Here is a 20347-nt window from a genome sequence, read left to right on the forward strand (position 1 = left end):
CAGTTTTCCAGCGGAATTGTCGAGGGTTTCAATACCAAAGCAAAACTGATTACGAGAAAAGCCTATGGCTTTCGAACCTTTCATGCTACTGAAATTGCTCTGTATCATACCCTTGGCGAACTACCTGTGCCTAAAACTACCCACGAATTTTTCTGACGAGGCTATTTGATTTACTTTCTTTTATGTTTTGCAATGATATTGCCTAAAGGAGGCAAACGAGATGGATGACATAACAAAATATACTAATAGTCAGCTAATCGAAGAAGTTACAGGTGAAAGTCCTGATAAGGTCAGACACTGGAAGCGCGGTATTACGAAGGTTCCTGAATCTGCTATCCGTCTTTTAAAGTTATATGTCGAGGGTGACGTTAGTGCTTTATTGGGCAAAGACTGGCAAGGGTTCTACTTCAGGAAAAATTTATTGTTTGTTCCTGAATGGCGGAACGGGTTCACGGCGCATCATATCCGATCGATGTTCTTTAGGTGTCAACAAGTGGCCGCCCTGGAAAGTGAAATCAGGATGTTAAAGCGGCAACTGGAAGAAAGAATAACTGAGATTAAAGAGTTAGAAATAAGGGCTGATTTTTACAAGCGGCAATTGATTCTTGAAAGTCGGTTTGGGATGATGCTGTAGAGGAGTTTTTTTTTTATAATTCTAGAACAATAAGTCATACGAAATACATGGAGCCTACTAAATTGACTGCTAGTTTAATCTTTCAAGATATATCTTATAAAGTTAATAATGACAATCTATTTCGATAACCTATTGCTTAACTAACGTAGTAATTTCACTTTTTTCGGCGTTTGCTGGTGCTTATGCTGGCACTAGCGCGGCAACTAAATGGCAAGAGAGAATTCAAGAAAAAGCAGACCTACTGAAACACATTGCATCAATACGCAACGCAATGCTCATATGCAGGCATCTTGCAATGATGATAAGCAAGATCGAGAAACAGATTAAGGAAAACGGAAGAAAATTAGAATGGCAAGAAGTTAATATTGTTGAAATAACTCTAAAGTTAAATACGAAATGGCTATACTCACGACAGATACTCTGCTCGCTGTGCTACTGTAACTTATATATTTAATTATTTTGAGAACTCTAACGTAGAAATAAAGCTTGCTCATATATTTCAGTACATTTTTCATAAAATGAGATTACCCGTTTTGGGATCTCAGTATCACTAGTTGGTCCTATGCTGGAATAAATTTCATCTAGCATTACGTATGAAATATGCGCTATTATCGATTCAAGAATTGAGTTTGGTTCAATTGAATGCAATAACGACCGTAATGTTTTTACCTGATCTTTCTTAGATGCTCCCTTTGTCTTTTCTGTGTACATGCCTACATACATATGAAAAATTGGTTCTGCACAACTATTTTTTATTCTGTTAAGCGTATCCTTATTTTTTGCACGAAATTTTAAAGTACTCTTTTTTTGCTTTTCTTCTCTGTAAATCTCTATATCGCGAGGTGTATGGGTTGCATAACTAGGAAGTCCCTTTTTATAGTTATCATCCATTTCATTAATGCAATCTTTTACTGCAATTTCCCTATTAAAATACTTGTTTTCAGGAGTATTCGGGTTTTCGTCAAACATGGAATTTATGTACCTCTTGCATTCCTTGACATTAATTTCCTTATATTTAATTTCATTAGCTTGAAGATTAAGTGGAGTTAACAATGCTGAAAAGACAACCGCAGACAACATAATCCCAAAAAATACTTTTGCATACTCACCACAGGTTGTTCTTCCACCAATAATATTCATAGCATTAATTCTTTTATTTTCGATAAAAGAATTATCGGAAACTAAGTTCAAGAATTTAAAATTTTCTATTACTTAAATACAAATACGGAATTGACTTTAAATCATGAGCGTAAATTGGTTCATCTCTTTCAACGCATTTATTTAATCGCCAATTTAGCTCGCCGCTGGGCATCGGGGGCGGGTTTTCAATTCCCACCCGTTACATGAGCGCGCGTACCCCGTCAAAAGTGAAATGCAAGCGCCACGAGCGATCTTGACGCCCTTTATGATGATAAAGCTAGTAATGACTATGAAGCTTATACAACCGCTTTATTTTCAGTACTTGGAATTTTGGCAGTAAGTTCAATTCCTAGAGCTTTCATGACCGCCAGAGTTGTTTTAAGGGTGGGATTGCCGTTTTCGCTGAAGGAACGGTATAGTTGTTCGCGAGAAAGGCCAGTTTTTTCCGCTATTTGTGTCATGCCTTTAGCGCGGGCGACGACGCCAAGGGCATGCGCAATATAACCAGTGTCATTAGTTTGAAATGCTTCTGCCATGAAAATGGCAATCGCTTCATCAGAAGTTAAATCTTCAGCAGGATCATAGGTAGTTAGTTTTTCAACCATTTTGTTTACTCCATTCATCAGCTAGCCGCTTCGCCGTCATAATATCTTTTACTTGAGTCCTTTTGTCTCCGCCACAAAGTAAGACAATAATCAAGTCGCCCCGTTTCTGAAAATAGATTCGATATCCTGGGCCATAATGAATGCGCAACTCGCTAATCCCTTGGCCTATGGGTTCTACATCTCCAAAATGACCAAACGCAAGGCGGTCTAAGCGCGAAGCAATCATAGCAAGCGCGCGCCCATCCTTTAAATGCTGTCGCCATTTTCGGAACACTTCCGTTTGCTTTATTTCAATCATTATGAAGTAGTGTAGTTTAATAAATACAGATACTCAATACCGCAATGGTGTGTAATGACCTGAGTGGCTGGCACATAGGGTGCGATACCGTATACCTTGCGGTTTAATTCAGAACGAGCACTCACTCGCCGCTAGGCATCGGGGGCGGGTTCTCAAACCCTACCCCGTTGCATGAGCGTATTGTGAGCGCGTGCCCCGTCAAGGGTGAAATGCACGCGCTACGCGCGCCCTTGACGTCATTTACAGCAGTGGAAGGTTTCAGGAAAATTAATTCAATTGTTTCTCGTTACGGCATAATTATTTCTTGGCGTTACAGCGTAACAGTGTTATTTTTTTCGTTACAGTATAACGTTTTGGAGATATTGAAATGGCATTGAGCAACGCAGAAAGACAATGCGCTTATCGTGAGCGTGCTTTGAAAGATGTTTATGGTACTAATTTGTCTCGTGTTTAGGTTCTATTAGAACCACATACAGCGGCTAATTTACGTAGATTGGTCAAGAAAACAGGTAAGACTAAAAGAGAACTCATCGAGCAGGCAATCAATGAGCTTGCGGCTAAGTTAGATTGTAACTATGGCGATTAAGTTACAGTGTAACTATTGCCTCATTGACTTCATTAATTATTGTACATACAATATTTAATATGAAGATTATATTTGACCAAGGACAGCATAAATTTAGCTAAACATGGTGTGCCGTTGAGCTTGGCGCTTATGATCGAATGGGATACGTTGCTAGCCAAGATGGATGATCGCAAAGATTATGGAGAAAAGCGCATGATAGGTTATGCACTTCTTGGCGATCGGTTGTACTGTGTGGTTTTTACTGATCGAGGTAATGAGCGGCGTATCATAAGCCTAAGAAAAGCAAATCAAAGAGAGGTAAAGTATTATGTTTCTTAAATCTAAATCCGGACGGAAAGTGAAACTACCCACACCGGAAGAAGAAGCTGCAATAAGCGCTGGTATCGTTTCCGATCCTGATACTTATGAGCTATCCGATTCTGAATTTAAGCAGTTAAAACGCGTTGGCAGGCCACTGGCTGCTACGACAAAGAAACGGATCACTATTCGTTTATCCCGAGAGGTAGTAGATTCATTCCGTGCTTCAGGTGCTGGCTGGCAAACTCGTATGGATGAAGCGTTAAAAGAGTGGTTAAAAATACATGAGAAAACCAATTAAATGTTACACCGTAACTTATTGATGATAGTTACAGTGTAACCATCGGTTTATAGATTAGCTGCAGTAATAACGACATTCTTGTTGCCCGGCCAGGCGTGTTATTTCTAGGGTAACTCTCTGCGCACAGGCTCTTCATCTTCCACACTTTGTTTCTTTTCGGGTATTTGCGGCTTTTCTGGGCGCTTGATCTTACCAATGAGTACAAAAAATAAAGGCACAAAAAAGATGGCAAGAAATGTTGCTGCCAGCATTCCGCCAAATACGCCTGTACCAATTGAATGCCGACTTGCTGCACCTGCACCGGTTGCAATCACGAGTGGCAGAACACCGAGAATAAAAGCCATGGAAGTCATAATAATAGGCCGAAATCGAAGCCGTGCTGCTTCGAGCGCCGCTGCAGTCAGCGTTACACCTGCTGCATAACGTTGGTTGGCGAATTCGACAATTAGAATGGCGTTCTTGGCTGCCAGCCCAATCAAAGTCACCAAACCGATTTGAAAATAAATGTCGTTCGTCAGTTCTCGAAACCAGATAGCTAGTAGTGCTCCTACCACACCAAACGGAATGGCAAGAATGACAGCGAAAGGAATGGACCAGCTCTCGTATAAAGCGGCCAATACCAGAAAAACCATGAGCAACGCAAACAAAAACACCAATACTGATTGACCGCCGGCCTTCTTTTCTTGGAAAGATATACCGCTCCAATCAATGGTGTAACCTTTGGGTGTCAAAACTTCGGCGGCAACTTGCTCAAGTGCATCAAGCGCTTGTCCGGAGCTGTATCCTGGTGCTGCAGCTCCGAGAACCATCGCAGAGTTGAACCCATTAAAATGTGTTACCGGATCGGGCCCACTGTTAAATTCAGTAGTCACGACCGAATCCAGAGGGATCATGGTTGACGTATCACCACTTTGAGCCCTAACATAAATTTTGCTGATATCATCTGGATTAGATCGATACTCTGGCAATGCTTCAGTTTGCACGCGGTAGATGCGCCCAAATTTAACAAAATCATTGATATATAAATTTCCAAAGTAAGCTTGCATGGTATCGAATACTTCGGATATCGGGACACCCAACGCTTTAGCCCGCTCACGATCCACATGGGCATATAAGCGTGGCGCACTCAGGCGGAAATTGGTGCTGGCAACCGCTATGGCCGGGTGTGCCATGGCTTTAGTCACAAAATCCTGGGCAACAGCAGCAAATTCAGCAAAATCTCCTCCACCAGGATCTTGAAGCTGGACTGAGAATCCCCCGGTAGCGCCAAATCCGCTGATTGAAGGCGCATTAAAAGCAAGAATCAACGCTTCGGGTATTTTGGCAAATTCTTGATAAGCTGATGCAACCAGACCTTGCACCTGTTCTTCAGGATGCTCGCGTGTGTCCCAATGCTGCAAGGGAACAAACATCGTAGCTTGATTTGTCCCACGCGTACCGAATACAAAATTCTGGCCAGTCAATGCATCAGTCGAATGCACTGCTGGAATCGATAGAAAATAATTCTCTATCTTGCCGAGAACTTCGATTGTTCGAGCAAGGGAAGCACCATCCGGTAACTGGACGACGGTAATAAAATATCCCTGATCTTCTTCTGGAAGAAAGCTTCCCGGGATCGTCCTGAATAACCCCAGCCCGATCACGATTAAAGTTAAGAAGATCAGCAGCGCCATCACCGATCGTTTTAAGAGGATGCCGACCGTTCCGACATAGCGTGCTTGCAGCCAATCAAACGAGTGATTAAATAGCTTCCAAAATCCCTTGGGTGCTCCATGACTGGGTTTCAGCACCAGAGCACAGAGGGCAGGACTCAACGTCAGCGCCACAATACCGGAAATGGTGACGGACAGTGCAATGGTAATCGCGAATTGCTTATACAACTCGCCCGTGATTCCGCCGAGGAACGCGACAGGTACAAATACAGCCGCTAAAACTAGTACGCTGGCAATAACTGGATTTGTTACTTCGTCCATTGCTTTTTTCGCGGCGTCACGCGGCAATAGGCCTCCTTTTGTGATATGTCGTTCCACATTTTCCACCACCAGAATGGCGTCATCTACAACAATACCGATCGCAAGGACCATCCCAAAAAGGGTCAGCGTATTGATTGAAAAACCCAATGCCGACATACCAGCAAACGTTCCAATTAATGAAATTGGGACCGCGACAATTGGAATCAGCGTTGCACGCCAACTTTGCAGAAAAAGGAAAACGACCAGAATGACGAGTAAAGTCGCTTCACCGAGTGTTTTTACAACCTCTTTAATGGATACTTCGATGAATTGTGTAGTGTCATAAGGGATATCATATGACATACCCGCAGGGAAATTATGGGCGAGTTGTTCCATTTCTTGCCGTACCCGTTGAACCGTATCGAGTGCATTCGCACCTGGAGCAAGGAAGGTCAGCAAAAAAGTGCTCGGTTGGCCATTCCATCGTCCTTCGAGATCATAGGATTGCGCACCCAGTTCAACACGTGCAACGTCTTGCATCCGCACCATGGAGCCGTCAGGGTATGCGCGAATGATCATATCCTCGAAATCCTTGACTTCGCTCATGCGGCCACGAGTAATGACCGGTATAGTCAGTTCTGTTGCATTGGGCATTGGTTCACGCCCTATCCTACCAGCAGGAAAATCACGATTTTGTTCTCGTACAACAGAAGCAATATCGGTCGGCGTAAGATTGAGCTGAGCCATGCGGACTGGATCGAGAATCAGCCGCATGGAATAATTCTGTCCTCCGAAAACAACCGTATCACCTACCCCAGGCAGTCGCTTAATATTATCCAGGATTCGGAGCAAAGCGTAATTTGAAATAAAAACATTATCATGCCGGGGATCGGTCGAGCTTAACGCAATGACTGCGAGTATGTCTGGCGATACTTTTTTTACGGTTACGCCCTGACGAATGACTTTATCTGGTAATTGGGGTTCAGCTAAACGTTGCCGATTTTGTGTTTGTACCTGAGCGATATCGATATCGGTTCCGATCTCGAATGTGAGCTTCATCGTCATATGGCCATCGTTCGTACTCGTCGATTCGTAATAAAGAAGATTATCGATACCGGGTAACTGAATTTCGATGGGACGGGCTACCGCCTCAGCAACCACTTCAGCACTTGCACCTGGGTAATCAGCCTCGATTTGTACGACTGGTGGGGTGATTTGCGGAAATTGTGCGATAGGCAAGGAATGTAACGCGATCAACCCGATCACGACGATAATAATTGAAAGAACCGACGCAAATATAGGTCGATCAATAAAAAAATGAGAGTTCATACTATTTATGCTCGCTTACTTTCTCAGTAAGGTCGTTTGATAACGATTGTGTTTTTTGATGTTGAACAGCATTTACTTCAATGCCCGGCAAAATGCGGTGAAACCCTTCTACAACCACACGTTCACCCGCTTGTAAGCCTTTCTCGATTAGCCATTCTTTACCATGCCATGCGCTGACCTGTACCGGTCTAAGCTCTGCCCGTCCTCCTTTGTCAATGACGTAAACAAAGGAACCTGTTGGTCCTTGCTGAACAGCGCGTTGGGGCACGAGAACTGCATTCGTTCGAATATAACCTTTAAGACGAATCCTGACGAATTGCCCAGGATAAAAATAGGATTGTCCTGGAGATTCTCGTCCTTCAGGGTTAGGAAATTTAAAGCGCCCTTGGAGTGTGCCCGTTTCGGGACGTATCGCTACATCCGCAAAATCTAAAACACCTTCCTCGGGATAAACACTCCCGTCAGAAAATGTCATTACTCCCCGGAGCTTAAAAATATCAGGCCTTTCAATTTTGTGTTCGGCAAGCTCGCGGCGGCGACGTAAGAGATAGCTTTCTGGAACGCTCACATTGACATACATCGGATCGAGTTGATCGATGGTTGCTAATAACGTTGTTTGAGCAGAAATCAAACGCCCCTCATAAAAATGGCTCCGGCCTATACGTCCATCGACTGGGGCGGTTATCAAGGTATTATCAAGATCAAATTTTGCCTTGACCAAATCATTTTGTGCGGCTTCCAAGGCTGCTTTAGCTGCCAATACTTCTGCTTCTGCATCATCCACATTCTTTTTACTTACGGCTTGTTTTGCCAGGAGCGGCCGTACACGCGCAAGATCTTGCTTAGCTTGGTTCAAGCGAGCCTGTGCTTGAGCAACCTTTGCCTTACTACTAAGATAAATAGCGTTAAAAGGTACAGGATCAATGAGGTATAGTTTATCGCCTTTCTTAACGTTGCGGCCTTCCACAAAATATACTTCTTTGATAATCCCGCTTACTTGGGATCGTATCTCAACCGGTCTGAACGCTTCAGTCTGGCCAATGAACTCTGGTTCATCTTCAATGGTTTGGGTAGTAACGGTAATGACTTCTACTTGAGGAGCAGGAGTTGGCGTATCGTCCGGGGAATTCTGAACACATCCAATTAATAAAAGGATTAAAAGCCCAATGCCTGTACAACCGGCAATAGAAGATAATGAAGTTAACCATTGAATGGGTCGGTGCATAGATTTGACTCTTTATAATTATAAAAATGAACATTTAAATGAAGGCTAAGATATGTTACGAAGATTATTCAAGAAAACCTGCCCCCCTTTATCTACTCTACTAGACCCGCTATTCTCTTTAAAAATAGCAAGTTTTAATAATTATGGTATCCACCCTCCTCCTAATGCTTTATAAAGTTGAACAACTGAAGCGAGATGAAGTCGATGGGTTGCCATGAGTTCAAATTCTGCATCGAATAGATTCCGTTTAGCGAGAAGCACGTCAACATAACTGGTAATTCCGCCTTCATAACGGAGGTCGGCGATATTTAGCGCGGATCGTAGTGCCTTAACTTGAGCATATCGTTCTTTACGCTGTTCATTAGCAGTACGAATCGCTACGAGCGCATCTTCTACTTCCTTGAATGCGACCAACACCGTTTGCTCATATTGTGCTAATGCTTGTCTCGCTTGCGCTTCGGCTGCTTTTTGCTCAAAGCCCAAACTTTGTGCATTCAGCAAGGGCCCTGCCAGCCCGATTCCACCGACACCAAATTTGCTATCTGAAAGTAATAAATTAGACAGGGATGGACTGGCCACGCCTAGAAAACCCGTCAGTGAAAATTTGGGAAACCGCGCCGCTTTAGTCACCCCAATTCGCGCAGTTGCGGCTATCAATATTTGTTCAGCCTGAAGCACATCTGGACGACGCTGCAACAACTCCGAAGGTAGACCTGCTGGCACTTCAGGCGGCATAAGCTGATCGGTCAATGAACGCCCGCGTACAATCGGAGCAGGGTTTCTTCCTATCAAGACGCTAAGCTCGTTCTCTTTTTGAACTAATAATCGTTCGAGTTCAGCTACGCGTGCAGCCGCATTCGCCCGCTCCGCCTCGAATTGATCTAAATCAAGACGAGAAATGATACCCCCTGTTAATTGCGCCTGAGAAATGGCAACCGATTCCTCCCATGATAACAATGCACGCCGCGCAATTTCCAATTGCATATCGAATTGCAGTAAATCGAAATAAGATTGTGCTACATCACTAACTAACGATAATACAATTGCTCGACGGTTTTCCTCACGCGCAAGTAAATCAGCTTGTGCAGCTTCATTGGCGCGCCGGATTCGTCCCCAGATATCTATTTCCCAGTTGAGAAGTGTCTGTCCATAATAATTATAAGGCGTTGGAAAGCCTGGCACAGAAAACCCACCAAGCTTTCCAGCGACGGGCGCATTAGCATTTATTTCCATTTGAGGTAGGAAATCCATACGCGCGGCACTGAGTCGTGCACGTAGCTCCTCAACGCTAGCTATAGCTTGCTTGAGATTTTTATTTTCAAGTAAAGCTTGGTTAATGAGTCGCTGTAATTCCTCATCGTGAAGAAGCTCCCACCATGTGAGATTGGCAATGGACTGCCCTTCAACCTCATTCATTCGAAATTTCTCTGAATTATCGATAGTAGGCCTTAAATAATCGGGCCCCATTGCGCAAGACGTAATCAACAAGCTCGGCAGGAGCAATAGCGTACGATTCAAATGCCAATAGGTGGCAGAATTTGTTGGAAACAATCTAAACAATAGCAGTTTGATTTGAAGAGAAAATACTCTAATTTGACCGATCAGTTTAATCAGGATTGACGTACCCATCATGATCAAACGCTCTAGATGTGACAACATGCCTTTCCTATGTTTATATATTGAAGATGAAATCAATTTATCGACACCTTGATCTTGATATCCAATAAACCGTGACTTAAATCATTGGCTAGCTTCGAAGCGATTGGTCAACATAGACTCATGCAAGGTAAAAAATAGCTTAGCTAGCAATAGCTATACTTGCTAATACCCGTTGTTTCGCAAAGAAATACTCAGTTTAATCGGTTTTAGTAACATGAACAGAAAGCGATCTCTACTAATTTTACCATTTTATGGTGTCTATGAGCCACTGTCCGTACAGTGATTCCGACACAAAAAATAGTTTACATCATTTTTTTATCCCTCTACACAACTTCACACTGGCTTCGTTTTTGGTTATAAGTATCTAATATTACATGTATTTTTGATTATTCCAAAAATCCAAGAGAAAGTATGGCGTACTCCGAGTATAATTACATTACTTAATTTATGCATTTTTATATGATGAGTTGCAAACCTCTTCTGTTGAACTGAAGTATGAAACCTCCTGTTCGCGTTGCGATAACGGGTGCAGCCGGTCAAATTGGCTACAACCTGCTTTTTCGAATTGCTGCTGGCGATATGCTTGGAAATGATCAGCCTATCATTTTGCATCTTTTAGATATTGCTGCAGCACAACATATCCTTAATGGCGTCGTCATGGAATTACATGATTGCGCATTTCCACTATTGATGGATATTGTCACAACTGACGATCCTCTAATCGCTTTTACTGACATTGATATTGCTATACTGGTCGGCGCGCGTCCGAGAGCGAAAGGAATGGAGCGTAAAGATCTACTTTCTGCTAACGCTGAAATATTCAGCATACAGGGCAAAGCACTCAATCAGGCTGCGAATCGTAATGTAAAAGTGCTTGTGGTAGGTAATCCAGCTAATACTAATGCTTACATTACCCTGAAAAATGCGCCAGATTTACCCATTAAATGCTTTTCTGCTATGCTCAGATTGGATCATAATCGTGCGCTTTCCCAAATCGCATTGAAACTAGGCCAGCCAGTTTCAAAAATCAAAAAAATGATTATCTGGGGTAATCATTCGTCTACTCAGTTTCCTGATCTGAGTCATGCTGAAATAGACGGAAAAAAGATTTTATCGCTTATAGAAGATCAATCATGGGTAGAGGCGTACTTTATTCCCACTGTTCAGAATCGGGGTACAGCAATCATTGAAGCGAGAGGTTCTTCCAGTGCGGCTAGTGCTGCAAATGCAATTATTAACCATATTCAGGACTGGTGTTTTGATACAAAGAAAGATGATTGGGTTACGATGGGCATTCCGTCAGATGGCAGCTATGATATTCCAGAAGGCGTAATTTATGGGTTCCCTGCTACTTGCCAAGCAGGTACCTATCATATTGTTCAGGGATTGGAAATTAACAATATTGCTAAATTAAAAATGTTTGCAACCTATCAAGAGCTTTTAGAGGAGAAAAACGCAATTAAACATTTATTACCAAGGCAATGAAAATAGATAATTTATAATGCTTAAAGCTCCTTAACAAAGGAGAGTACCTCTGCAGCATGATTAGGTACTTTAACACCCCGCCACTCTTTACGTAAGTTTCCTTCTTTATCCACCACAAACGTACTACGCTCAATGCCACGCACCTGTTTGCCATACATATTTTTCATTTTGATAACGTTATAGAGTTCGCATACAGTTTCTTCGCTGTCGCTGAGCAAATCGAATGGCAATGATAGTTTTTCTTTAAATTTCTCATGAGATTTAATACTATCACGTGAAATTCCTATAATCTCACAACCAATTTTACTAAATTCAGCATAAAGATCGCGAAATTGTAGGCTTTCATCGGTGCATCCTGGCGTATCATCTTTTGGGTAAAAGTAAATGACTAGATTTTTCCCCAAGGTAGCTAAACGGAATTTTTTATTTCCTGTTGATTCAAGCTCAAAATCGGGCGCAGCATTAAGCATAACGAGAAATAGATTTTTTTATTAAGAAGTTAATCAAATCAAGGTATTACCTGATCAATTGTTACGGAGACTTCACGATCACCTAGTTTAACAGGCTGGCTGAATCCTTCTAGATCTCCACTAGCCGGTACTGCCTGTCCTGATTTAGTTATCCTGGCGCCAATGACCACCTTAGGAAAGCTAGACATCTTCATCGCAGGCGTCATCGCCATATTATCATCCAGAGTGAAAGATGCTGGTAACTCTCGTGCCGTCAATCTTAAGATAGCCAGTGGCATTTTAGGTCCAGTCTCAGCTCGTGCAAATACAAACACCGTATCCCCAGGTGATACTTTATTTGCTAAATCAGGGCTTAGTGATACTGTTCCTTTGATATCGACAGCGCTGGGATCATTTCGGTTATCTTCCACATTTTTTTGTCGTGCGTCGCCGGGCAAATCACTACTGATATTGGAGTTTTGCGCAAATTGTACAGGCGCGGATTTATCTCCATCATCCTTTGCTAAGGATTTAGCTTGCGCAATGCTATCACTTACAGATTTAGCGAGTTGAGATTCAGAAGGAATAACACTCAATAGTTTTTCCCAATGAATAGCCGCTTGATCATAGTTTTCTTTTTCAAACTCAACTGTTCCCGCTAATGCAAGTGCTTTGGGATAGTCAGGGTCAGCTTTGAGCGCTTGATTAATTAATTCTGCAGGCTTACCTATTAAACTGCCGTTGTTCGTCATCGCTAGTACATCTGCATAGTCGCTAAGCAGTTGTGCGCTATCGGGGATCATTGCTACCAGTCTAGCGTATGTCGCAGCCGCTTCCTCAAATTCCCCCATAATCGCATAGGTCCGTCCGAGCATCATCCATCCTTCTATATCGTCAGGATTTTCATTCAAACGCGCGATCAAATTACCGACAACAGATCTAATTTCAGCGTGCCCAGGCGGCATAGCCATCATTTCCGGCGAGTGAAATTGTGTTGCATTTGCCAATTGAGCTTGTGGAAGCAAGCCACGTGTATCACCTAAAACCATATATAACGATACAGCAGCAATCGGAACAGCTAAAACAACAATCGCCGTTGTAGCAATTCCGGACGTTTTTCTCGCAGGTGTTTTCATAGACATTTTTGATGATTGAACATCCTGCAGCATCCTCTTTTGTAATTCTTGCTTACTTTTCTCATACTGATCTTTCGATAAGATGTCATTACGCAAATCACTATCCAATTCAGCTAGTTGATCACGATAAATGGCTAGATTGGCCTCTTCTCGTTCTGTCAACTTAGCTTTAATAGATCTGTTTCTAAGCAGAGTTGGTAATACAAACATTAATGCTATAACAATAAAAATACCTGCGACCACCCAAAATGAAGTCATACTTTTTCCTTATCAATCGCTTTTATTAAAGTCTCAGCTTGCAAGCGCTCACTATCAGATAATGAATCTTCTTCAATTTGCGTACGCCGTCGCCGTAAATAAAACATTAACGCAGCCACACCACTTATAAATAAGATGAGCGGGCCGAACCATAGAAGAAATGTCGTAGATTTGAAAGGAGGATCATAAAGAACAAAATCACCGTAGCGTGCGACTAGAAATTCTATAATCTCTGCATCGCTTTTATTTGCCTTCATTTGTTCTCGAATTTCGCGCCGCATGTCATTCGAAAAATCGGCACGTGATTCCGCAATAGTTTCATTCTGACAAACTAAGCAGCGGAGATTCTCCGACAATGAAATCAAACGTTTTTCAAGCTCAGGATCTTCCGCCGTAGGTTGCGCTTCTTTAGCAAAACTACTAAGTGTAAATAAAATCGATGCGATAAAAAACAGAAATCTGATGTAACCAATTAATTTGCAAGAGTAATTGGCAAATGGCATTAAATCAATTTTGTACATAAAACTTACCCCTGCAATTCTTTAATCAAAGGAAGAATTTTTTCTTCTAATGATTTAACAGTTACAGGCCCAATATGTTTGTGGCGAATAATTCCCTGTTTATCAATAACATATGTTTCTGGAACACCATAAACACCGTAATCAATCCCTACCCTGCCATCATGATCAACGACACTGACCGTATAAGGATCGCCATATTGTTTAAGCCACTGTATTGCAGTGTCTCGCTCATCTTTATAATTAAGCCCATAGATGGGCACGATGCCTAATTGAGATAGCTGCACCAGTAATGGGTGTTCATCGCGACACGCCACACACCAAGAAGCCCATACATTTAACAACCAAACTTTCCCAAGATTATCTTGTGATACCAAAACTTTTTCTGGGTTATGTAACTGATATAACTCAAAAACTGGCGCCGGCTTATCAATAAGCGGTGACGGGACTTGACGTGGATTCAACGTCAAGCCAATCCCGAGAAAAACAACTAAAACAAGAAAAGCAATCAGCGGCAGTAGAAAGCGCATCATGCTTTTCTTCCCTCCGGAACAATCGATGCATTCGCATCGATGCTAGTAGTACTCGTATCAACAGCAGCGCTAGCTGGTTTTTCTTCTATGGTTTCGCTGGTCTCTCTTTTCTTACGAACCGATAAGCGATAGCGTCTATCAGAGATGGCTAAAGCACCGCCAAGCGCCATTAAAATACAGCCAAACCATATCCAATCAACAAATGGCTTATGATAAACACGAACAACCCACGCTTCATTATCTAATGGCTCGCCCAATGCTACATACAAATCACGAAACAAGCCCGTATCGATCGCAGCTTCAGTCATAACCATTCCTGAAGCGTTGTATGTTCTCTTCTCTGGGTACAAGTCTCGTACTTTTTTATCATTCTTTAGAACTTCTATTTCACCTCTAACCGCCTTGTAATTCGGACCGATAACATCCGAGGTACCATTGAAACGAAATATATAATCATTAATAGAAACATGGCTACCAATTTCCATACGAACATCTTTTTCTGTTTCGTAGCCGTTCACTAAAGCAACACCAATAATAAAAACCGCTATTCCAAAATGAGCACAATGCATGCCGTAATAGCTTCGAGATTGTTTTGCTAATTTTTCAAATAATCCACCCTGGCCACTACTTTGTAATCGATGCTTAATATTCACAAATATGCTCGCAATAATCCAGAAAGCTAGCAACAAGCCAAAACTAACGAATGGTTTCCATTCGCTCATAAAAAACGGAGCAATTAAAGCGCTGACAAGACTAACAGCAAACGCCCACCGTAAACGAACAATTAGAGACGGAAGATTTGCTTGCTTCCAGCGCGCGATAGGCCCCAAGCCGATCAGAAAAATGGCGGGTGCCATCAATGGAACAAAGACTGCTTCAAAATAGGGAGGGCCAACTGATATTTTTCCGAGATTCAAAGCATCAATTAACAACGGGTAAAGCGTACCTAGCATAACGCTTCCCGCAGCAACCAATAATAATACGTTATTTGCAAGTAACATTGTTTCTCTAGAAACAAGTTGGAAATCGCCACCCAGCCCTACTTTTGGCGCACGCCAAGCAAAAAGCGTCAATGAAAACCCTATGACGACGACAAGAAACACTAGAATAAATATACCTCTAGCGGGGTCAGTCGCAAAAGCATGAACTGAAGTTAATACCCCAGAGCGTACTAGAAATGTCCCTAACAAACTCAATGAAAAAGTTACTATTGCTAACAAAACAGTCCAACTTTTAAAACTTCCACGTTTTTCTGTAACTGCTAGTGAGTGAATTAGCGCGGTACCTACTAACCATGGCATGAAAGAAGCGTTTTCTACGGGATCCCAGAACCACCAACCTCCCCAGCCTAATTCATAGTAGGCCCACCAACTGCCGATCATAATTCCAATGGTTAAGAAAATCCAGGCAGCGGTCGTCCACGGGCGCGACCAACGCGCCCATGCTGCATCCAATTGGCCGCTCAAAAGCGCAGCAATAGCAAAAGCGAAAGCAACCGAAAATCCAACATACCCCATATAGAGCATTGGCGGATGCATGACCATACCAGGATCTTGCAATAGGGGATTCAAATCACTCCCTTCTAACGCTGCTGGTAAAAGGCGATCAAAAGGATTGGACGTAAATAACATGAATAGCAAAAATCCAACACTGACCAGACCTAGCACACCCAAAACTCTAGCTACCATGTCATCTGGCAGTTGACGGCTAAATACACTCACAGCAATAGACCAACCTGCCAATAGGAGCGCCCAGAGCAATAATGATCCCTCATGCGAACCCCAAGTAGCCGCAAAACGGAAATGAAGTGGTAGCTCAGAATTAGAGTTTGATACCACATTAATCACTGAAAAATCATTATTGATGAACGAGTAAGCCAAGCAACCAAAGGCTATCGCAATAAATACGAATTGACCCTGCACTACTGGCCTAGCTAGCGCAATCCATGCGGGGATGCCGCGTGCCGCACCAATAAGGGGAAGTGTTCCTTGAATTAAAGCTAATAATAATGCAAGTATAAGGGCAAAATTACCAAGTTCTGGAATCATGATCGATTTACTATCCCTGAAAAATAATTATTTGAAATCAGCTGCCTATTTTAATTTATTGTTCTTGTTGAATTAATGAAGCTTTTTGTGCTTTGGCCGCTTGCTCAAGTGCGCTTGCCGCTTCCGGCGGCATATAATTCTCATCATGCTTTGCTAGCACTTCGTCAGCGTAAAAAATACCGTCATCGGCTATTTTTCCTTGTGCTACAACTCCTTTTCCTTCTTTGAACAGATCAGGAAGTATGCCTGTATAAACAACCTGTATCGCTTCCGATGTATCCGTAACAGCAAACGCAATTGTTGTACTATTGTCTATCCGCTTTAGGCTACCTTCTTCGACAATTCCGCCAATACGAAAACTTTTCCCTACAGGAGCTTCATTCGCTGCCACCTGAGTAGGACTAAAGAAAAATACTAGATTACTTTGGAAGACATTTAAAACTAAAATTGCAGCACTGGTAAGTGCCGTGACACTTAAGGCAATAATCGCCATTTTTTTATGACGTGGTTTCATTTTTTTTCTCACTTATACTTATAGTTGATTCGTTTTTCAGACCAAGATACTTTTGCAAAGTTCGGCGGCGATTCAATATCAGCCAAATTTCACCTACTATGCAGATGACTGAAACTATATAAGATCCCCATACATAAAACCCATAGCCACCCATTGCAAAAAAATCTGACCAACTATTCCAATTCATCGAGTTGCTCCCTTTAATTCTGCTACCCATGCAGTATGACGCTCCCGCTCCAATATGATGACTCGGGTACGCATCAATACCATAACAATCGAATACATCCATGCTGCGAGTGACATGATCAACATCCCTGCCAACATTGTTGTTGCCATCTTAGGTGACTGGGTAAGGCTTACCGATGCACCCTGATGCAAGGTGTTCCACCATTGAACTGAGAAATAAATAATCGGTATATTAACAACCCCTACCAGGGCTATTATTGCCCCTGCCTTATCTGCCCTGCGCGGATCATCAATAGCAGCTTGCAGCGACATGAATCCAATATAGAGAAATAACAAAATCAATTCTGAAGTAAGCCGTGCATCCCACACCCACCAAGTCCCCCACATAGGTTTGCCCCACCATGCTCCCGTCCATAATGCCAGAAAAGTAAACATGGCACCTGTTGGCGCGATGGCGGTTGCCACCATTGAAGATAATCGAGTATTGAAGGCGAGACCTATCCCTGCCCAAAAAGCCATAACTAAGTACAGAAACATTGACATCCATGCAGCAGGCACATGAATAAAAATAATCCGGTATGCTTCACCTTGCTGAAAATCAGTCGGTGCCACAAAGAAACCAATATAAAGACCAACAACTAAAAAAATCACTGCCGCCACAGAAAAAAACGGAATCATCTTGCCCGCTAAAAAATAAAAGCTTGCGGGCGAAGCATATTTATACCAATTTATGGACATATAAAATTTTTTTGATAATAAGTTTAATCGAACTTTACTCCATAGAGACCCTGAGCGAAGCCGCTGTTGCCCAGGGCGCAAGTACAAGGGATACCAACAAGAACGCACCCAACAGCGAAAAATGGGCATCAACCCCCAGACCAGCCGTACTTGCTTCTACCGCACCTGCTCCAAAAATAAGAACAGGAATATATAAAGGCAATACTAATAACGACACCAATACGCCTCCACCCCTTAACCCCAAGGTTAGCGCTGCACCTATCCCACCAATTAAACTTAAGATGGGTGTGCCTATCAATAACGATAATGCCAGCACAATAAGTGCGCTGGAGGGTAGATCATATTGAATACCTAATACTGGCGCCATCAATACTAAAGGTACGCCTGTAATTAGCCAATGCGCAAACATTTTCCCTAATACTAATACAGACAATGAAGTCGGTGAGAGCAATATCTGTTCTAGTGTCCCATCTAAATAATCATTTGAAAACATACGCCCGAGCGAAAGCATAGATGCCAGTAACGCTGCAACCCATACGACACCAGGCGCCATGATTCGGAGTATGTTCATTTCTGGCCCAATGCCTAGCGGAAACAGACTTACTACGATAACGAAAAAAAATAAAGTTGTTAATACATCAGCCTGGCGGCGCATTGCCAACAATAAATCGCGCCTGATCACCCATATCAACATGTTAAGACAAATATAATTGATGCGTTACTGCTGCAGAAACGTCTATTTCTTGATGTGTTGTCAGGACTACCATGCCACCTTGTGCTAGATATCGTTCCAATATATTTTTCATCAATTCGATTGCTGAAACATCCAGAGCCGTTAAAGGTTCATCCAAAATCCAAAGTTGTGTTCGCACCAATAACAGCCGCGCCAAGGAAACGCGCCGCTTTTGGCCTTGTGATAATAGTTTGGTAAATAAATTCTCGCGCTCTATTAAACCCATCTGATGCAATGCTTCACAAGCTCTCTTTTCATCGACTTCCACACCGGATAGCGCACTGGCAATTCGTAAATTTTCTATAGCAGTCAACTCATCTTTTATACCGCTCATGTGCCCTAAATAAGTAATGACACCACAATATTCTTCACTAATAGATCGAATATTAGCGCCATTCCAACTCACTTTACCCGAATTCGGCACAGCTAAGCCACATAGCATTCTGAGCAAACTCGTCTTCCCGCTGCCATTAGGTCCACGGACTTGCATTAACTCCCCCGGCTTGATAGAAAAGTTTATGCCACTGAATAGAACGCGATCACCGCGAACACACTCTAAATTGTTGCCTTGCAGCATGGCTAATGATTAAATTTTTGCATTATAGCGCACTGAACTTTCTTTAGCACTTGATTACGACATGGATTTAACAGATTCACATTTCTCATCTGTATTGCTCTAATTTATTTTGGTTTCTATAACTTCCTGTTATTAAGTAGATAGGGCTTTATCATTTTGAGAAATTAATCTTTTAGGTATCACAGTTCCTATCTCTGTTATTTCACCCATACCCAGGAATGACCCGCCACTCCTATATAACCTAACCTTGCTTGACGGTAGCAAAGTTTCTTTGCTTCTATTGGCTATTGATCGTCCCTGTAATATTGCAGAGGTTTCAATTTCATTTAATGTAATAATGGGAAAATGACTAAGGAGGCTATCAACAGAATATAAGAATTTATCATGTTCAGTGGAAAACTCTCCCTGGAATTTATCGATGGTATAGGCTTGATGCAACTCAAATTGGCCAATTTGACTCCGACGCAAACTTATGAGATACGCGCCACCACAACCTAATGCTTTTCCTATATCTTCAACCAATGTTCGAATATAGGTCCCCATTCCGCAGCGCACGGTAATGGATATTTCATTGCTCACCCATGAATTCAAGATTAGATCGTAAATGAAAATCTCACGCGGTTTTCTATCAATTTCCTGACCATTACGGGCATACTCATACAACGGCTTTCCCTGATGTTTTAACGCGCTAAACATAGGTGGAGTTTGCTTGATTTTCCCGGTAAATGCTTGTAGCACCTTATCGATTGACGCCATGTTAAGATTGTTATCGATCAACTTTGCAGGGACGATTTCACGGATTTCCCCCTCCGCATCACCGGTAGAGCTAATAGCACCCAGTTTAAAAGTTGCCTGATAAGTCTTCTCTGCATTCAGCAATATAGCTGAAAATTTTGTCGCTTGCCCAAAGCAAACCGGTAACAAACCTGTTGCCATAGGATCTAGCGTTCCAGTATGGCCCGCTTTAGCCGCACGAAAAAAACGCTTTAGAATTTGTAGCGAACGATTAGATGTTTGTCCTAAAGGCTTGTCCAGTAACAAAACACCACTGAGATTTCGTTTAATAAATTTGGCTTCCTTGGGATACAATGTAGAGATGGAGCACAAATCTGAAGTAGGATAAATTTATGCTCTATTTGATCGTGT

Annotated in this window: 22 protein-coding genes and 1 pseudogene; 6 read left to right on the forward strand and 17 right to left on the reverse strand. The window is 42.4% G+C overall.

Annotated elements, in window-relative coordinates; all coding sequences use genetic code 11:
* Both C8R30_RS12165 and C8R30_RS12170 read left to right on the forward strand, forming a co-directional pair.
* On the forward strand, nt 1–156 hold a 156-nt coding region (locus C8R30_RS12165), incomplete at its 5' end, for a transposase (protein ID WP_143068222.1).
* Nucleotides 157–220: 64 nt separating this feature from the next.
* Nucleotides 221–634, forward strand: a complete 414-nt coding sequence (locus C8R30_RS12170; protein WP_107790226.1) for a DUF3653 domain-containing protein — start codon at nt 221–223, stop codon at nt 632–634.
* A 468-nt stretch (nt 635–1102) separates the two neighbouring features.
* Here the strand turns inward: C8R30_RS12170 and C8R30_RS12175 are convergent, their stop codons facing one another.
* The 3 genes from C8R30_RS12175 to C8R30_RS12185 form a co-directional block, all read right to left on the reverse strand.
* Complete coding sequence (locus C8R30_RS12175) at nt 1103–1825, reverse strand: hypothetical protein (protein WP_146162694.1); 723 nt, start codon at nt 1823–1825, stop codon at nt 1103–1105.
* A 245-nt stretch (nt 1826–2070) separates the two neighbouring features.
* Entirely contained in the window at nt 2071–2379 is a 309-nt protein-coding gene (locus tag C8R30_RS12180; protein ID WP_090666367.1) for an addiction module antidote protein, read from the reverse strand.
* Nucleotides 2372–2677 carry a type II toxin-antitoxin system RelE/ParE family toxin gene (locus C8R30_RS12185; protein WP_090666365.1) on the reverse strand — a complete coding sequence of 102 codons (306 nt, stop codon included), beginning with the start codon at nt 2675–2677 and terminating at the stop codon, nt 2372–2374. The genes C8R30_RS12180 and C8R30_RS12185 overlap by 8 nt, the downstream gene beginning before the upstream one ends.
* Nucleotides 2678–3152: 475 nt before the next feature.
* On the opposite strand from C8R30_RS12185, the pseudogene C8R30_RS16680 reads away from it, so the two are divergent.
* From C8R30_RS16680 to C8R30_RS12200, 3 genes and pseudogenes are all read left to right on the forward strand, one after another.
* Nucleotides 3153–3263: pseudogene (locus C8R30_RS16680) on the forward strand (hypothetical protein); the annotation flags it as partial.
* A gap of 72 nt (nt 3264–3335) precedes the next feature.
* The gene (locus tag C8R30_RS12195; protein ID WP_090666363.1) at nt 3336–3581 is read left to right on the forward strand and encodes a BrnT family toxin; all 246 of its coding nucleotides are present in this window, start codon (nt 3336–3338) and stop codon (nt 3579–3581) included.
* The gene (locus C8R30_RS12200; RefSeq protein ID WP_090666361.1) at nt 3571–3861 is read left to right on the forward strand and encodes a BrnA antitoxin family protein; all 291 of its coding nucleotides are present in this window, start codon (nt 3571–3573) and stop codon (nt 3859–3861) included. The genes C8R30_RS12195 and C8R30_RS12200 overlap by 11 nt, the downstream gene beginning before the upstream one ends.
* A gap of 104 nt (nt 3862–3965) precedes the next feature.
* Here the strand turns inward: C8R30_RS12200 and C8R30_RS12205 are convergent, their stop codons facing one another.
* From C8R30_RS12205 to C8R30_RS12215, 3 genes are all read right to left on the reverse strand, one after another.
* Complete coding sequence (locus C8R30_RS12205) at nt 3966–7142, reverse strand: efflux RND transporter permease subunit (protein ID WP_107790228.1); 3177 nt, start codon at nt 7140–7142, stop codon at nt 3966–3968.
* Between the two features lies 1 nt (nt 7143).
* Nucleotides 7144–8367 carry an efflux RND transporter periplasmic adaptor subunit gene (locus C8R30_RS12210; RefSeq protein ID WP_107784377.1) on the reverse strand — a complete coding sequence of 408 codons (1224 nt, stop codon included), beginning with the start codon at nt 8365–8367 and terminating at the stop codon, nt 7144–7146.
* A 141-nt stretch (nt 8368–8508) separates the two neighbouring features.
* Nucleotides 8509–10026 carry an efflux transporter outer membrane subunit gene (locus tag C8R30_RS12215; RefSeq protein WP_239654049.1) on the reverse strand — a complete coding sequence of 506 codons (1518 nt, stop codon included), beginning with the start codon at nt 10024–10026 and terminating at the stop codon, nt 8509–8511.
* 495 nt (nt 10027–10521) lie between these two features.
* On the opposite strand from C8R30_RS12215, the gene C8R30_RS12220 reads away from it, so the two are divergent.
* Nucleotides 10522–11511, forward strand: coding sequence for a malate dehydrogenase (locus tag C8R30_RS12220; RefSeq protein WP_090666356.1), 990 nt, complete (start codon nt 10522–10524; stop codon nt 11509–11511).
* A gap of 20 nt (nt 11512–11531) precedes the next feature.
* On the opposite strand, the gene C8R30_RS12225 is transcribed toward C8R30_RS12220, so the two are convergent.
* The 11 genes from C8R30_RS12225 to truB form a co-directional block, all read right to left on the reverse strand.
* Nucleotides 11532–11981, reverse strand: coding sequence for a peroxiredoxin (locus C8R30_RS12225; protein ID WP_090666354.1), 450 nt, complete (start codon nt 11979–11981; stop codon nt 11532–11534).
* Between the two features lie 38 nt (nt 11982–12019).
* On the reverse strand, nt 12020–13354 hold the full coding sequence (gene ccmI / locus C8R30_RS12230) for a c-type cytochrome biogenesis protein CcmI (RefSeq protein WP_107790229.1): 1335 nt from the start codon (nt 13352–13354) through the stop codon (nt 12020–12022).
* A complete protein-coding gene (locus C8R30_RS12235; protein ID WP_239654048.1) occupies nt 13351–13875 on the reverse strand; it encodes a cytochrome c-type biogenesis protein in 525 nt (174 codons plus the stop codon). The genes ccmI and C8R30_RS12235 overlap by 4 nt, the downstream gene beginning before the upstream one ends.
* Nucleotides 13876–13880: 5 nt before the next feature.
* Nucleotides 13881–14405, reverse strand: coding sequence for a DsbE family thiol:disulfide interchange protein (locus C8R30_RS12240; RefSeq protein ID WP_090666350.1), 525 nt, complete (start codon nt 14403–14405; stop codon nt 13881–13883).
* Nucleotides 14402–16453, reverse strand: coding sequence for a heme lyase CcmF/NrfE family subunit (locus tag C8R30_RS12245; protein ID WP_090666348.1), 2052 nt, complete (start codon nt 16451–16453; stop codon nt 14402–14404). Before C8R30_RS12245 ends, C8R30_RS12240 begins: the two co-directional genes overlap by 4 nt.
* Nucleotides 16454–16508: 55 nt before the next feature.
* Nucleotides 16509–16967, reverse strand: coding sequence for a cytochrome c maturation protein CcmE (gene ccmE, locus C8R30_RS12250; RefSeq protein ID WP_090666346.1), 459 nt, complete (start codon nt 16965–16967; stop codon nt 16509–16511).
* Entirely contained in the window at nt 16951–17256 is a 306-nt protein-coding gene (gene ccmD, locus C8R30_RS16570; RefSeq protein WP_338065858.1) for a heme exporter protein CcmD, read from the reverse strand. The genes ccmE and ccmD overlap by 17 nt, the downstream gene beginning before the upstream one ends.
* The gene (gene ccmC, locus C8R30_RS12260) at nt 17151–17891 is read right to left on the reverse strand and encodes a heme ABC transporter permease CcmC (protein WP_090666342.1); all 741 of its coding nucleotides are present in this window, start codon (nt 17889–17891) and stop codon (nt 17151–17153) included. Before ccmC ends, ccmD begins: the two co-directional genes overlap by 106 nt.
* Nucleotides 17892–17925: 34 nt before the next feature.
* Entirely contained in the window at nt 17926–18585 is a 660-nt protein-coding gene (gene ccmB, locus C8R30_RS12265; protein ID WP_090666340.1) for a heme exporter protein CcmB, read from the reverse strand.
* A 1-nt stretch (nt 18586) separates the two neighbouring features.
* Nucleotides 18587–19201, reverse strand: a complete 615-nt coding sequence (gene ccmA / locus C8R30_RS12270) for a cytochrome c biogenesis heme-transporting ATPase CcmA (protein ID WP_090666338.1) — start codon at nt 19199–19201, stop codon at nt 18587–18589.
* 132 nt (nt 19202–19333) lie between these two features.
* Entirely contained in the window at nt 19334–20290 is a 957-nt protein-coding gene (gene truB, locus C8R30_RS12275; RefSeq protein WP_090666336.1) for a tRNA pseudouridine(55) synthase TruB, read from the reverse strand.
* Nucleotides 20291–20347 lie beyond the last annotated feature (57 nt).

The organism is Nitrosomonas nitrosa (genome assembly GCF_003051105.1).
GTDB lineage: Bacteria > Pseudomonadota > Gammaproteobacteria > Burkholderiales > Nitrosomonadaceae > Nitrosomonas > Nitrosomonas nitrosa.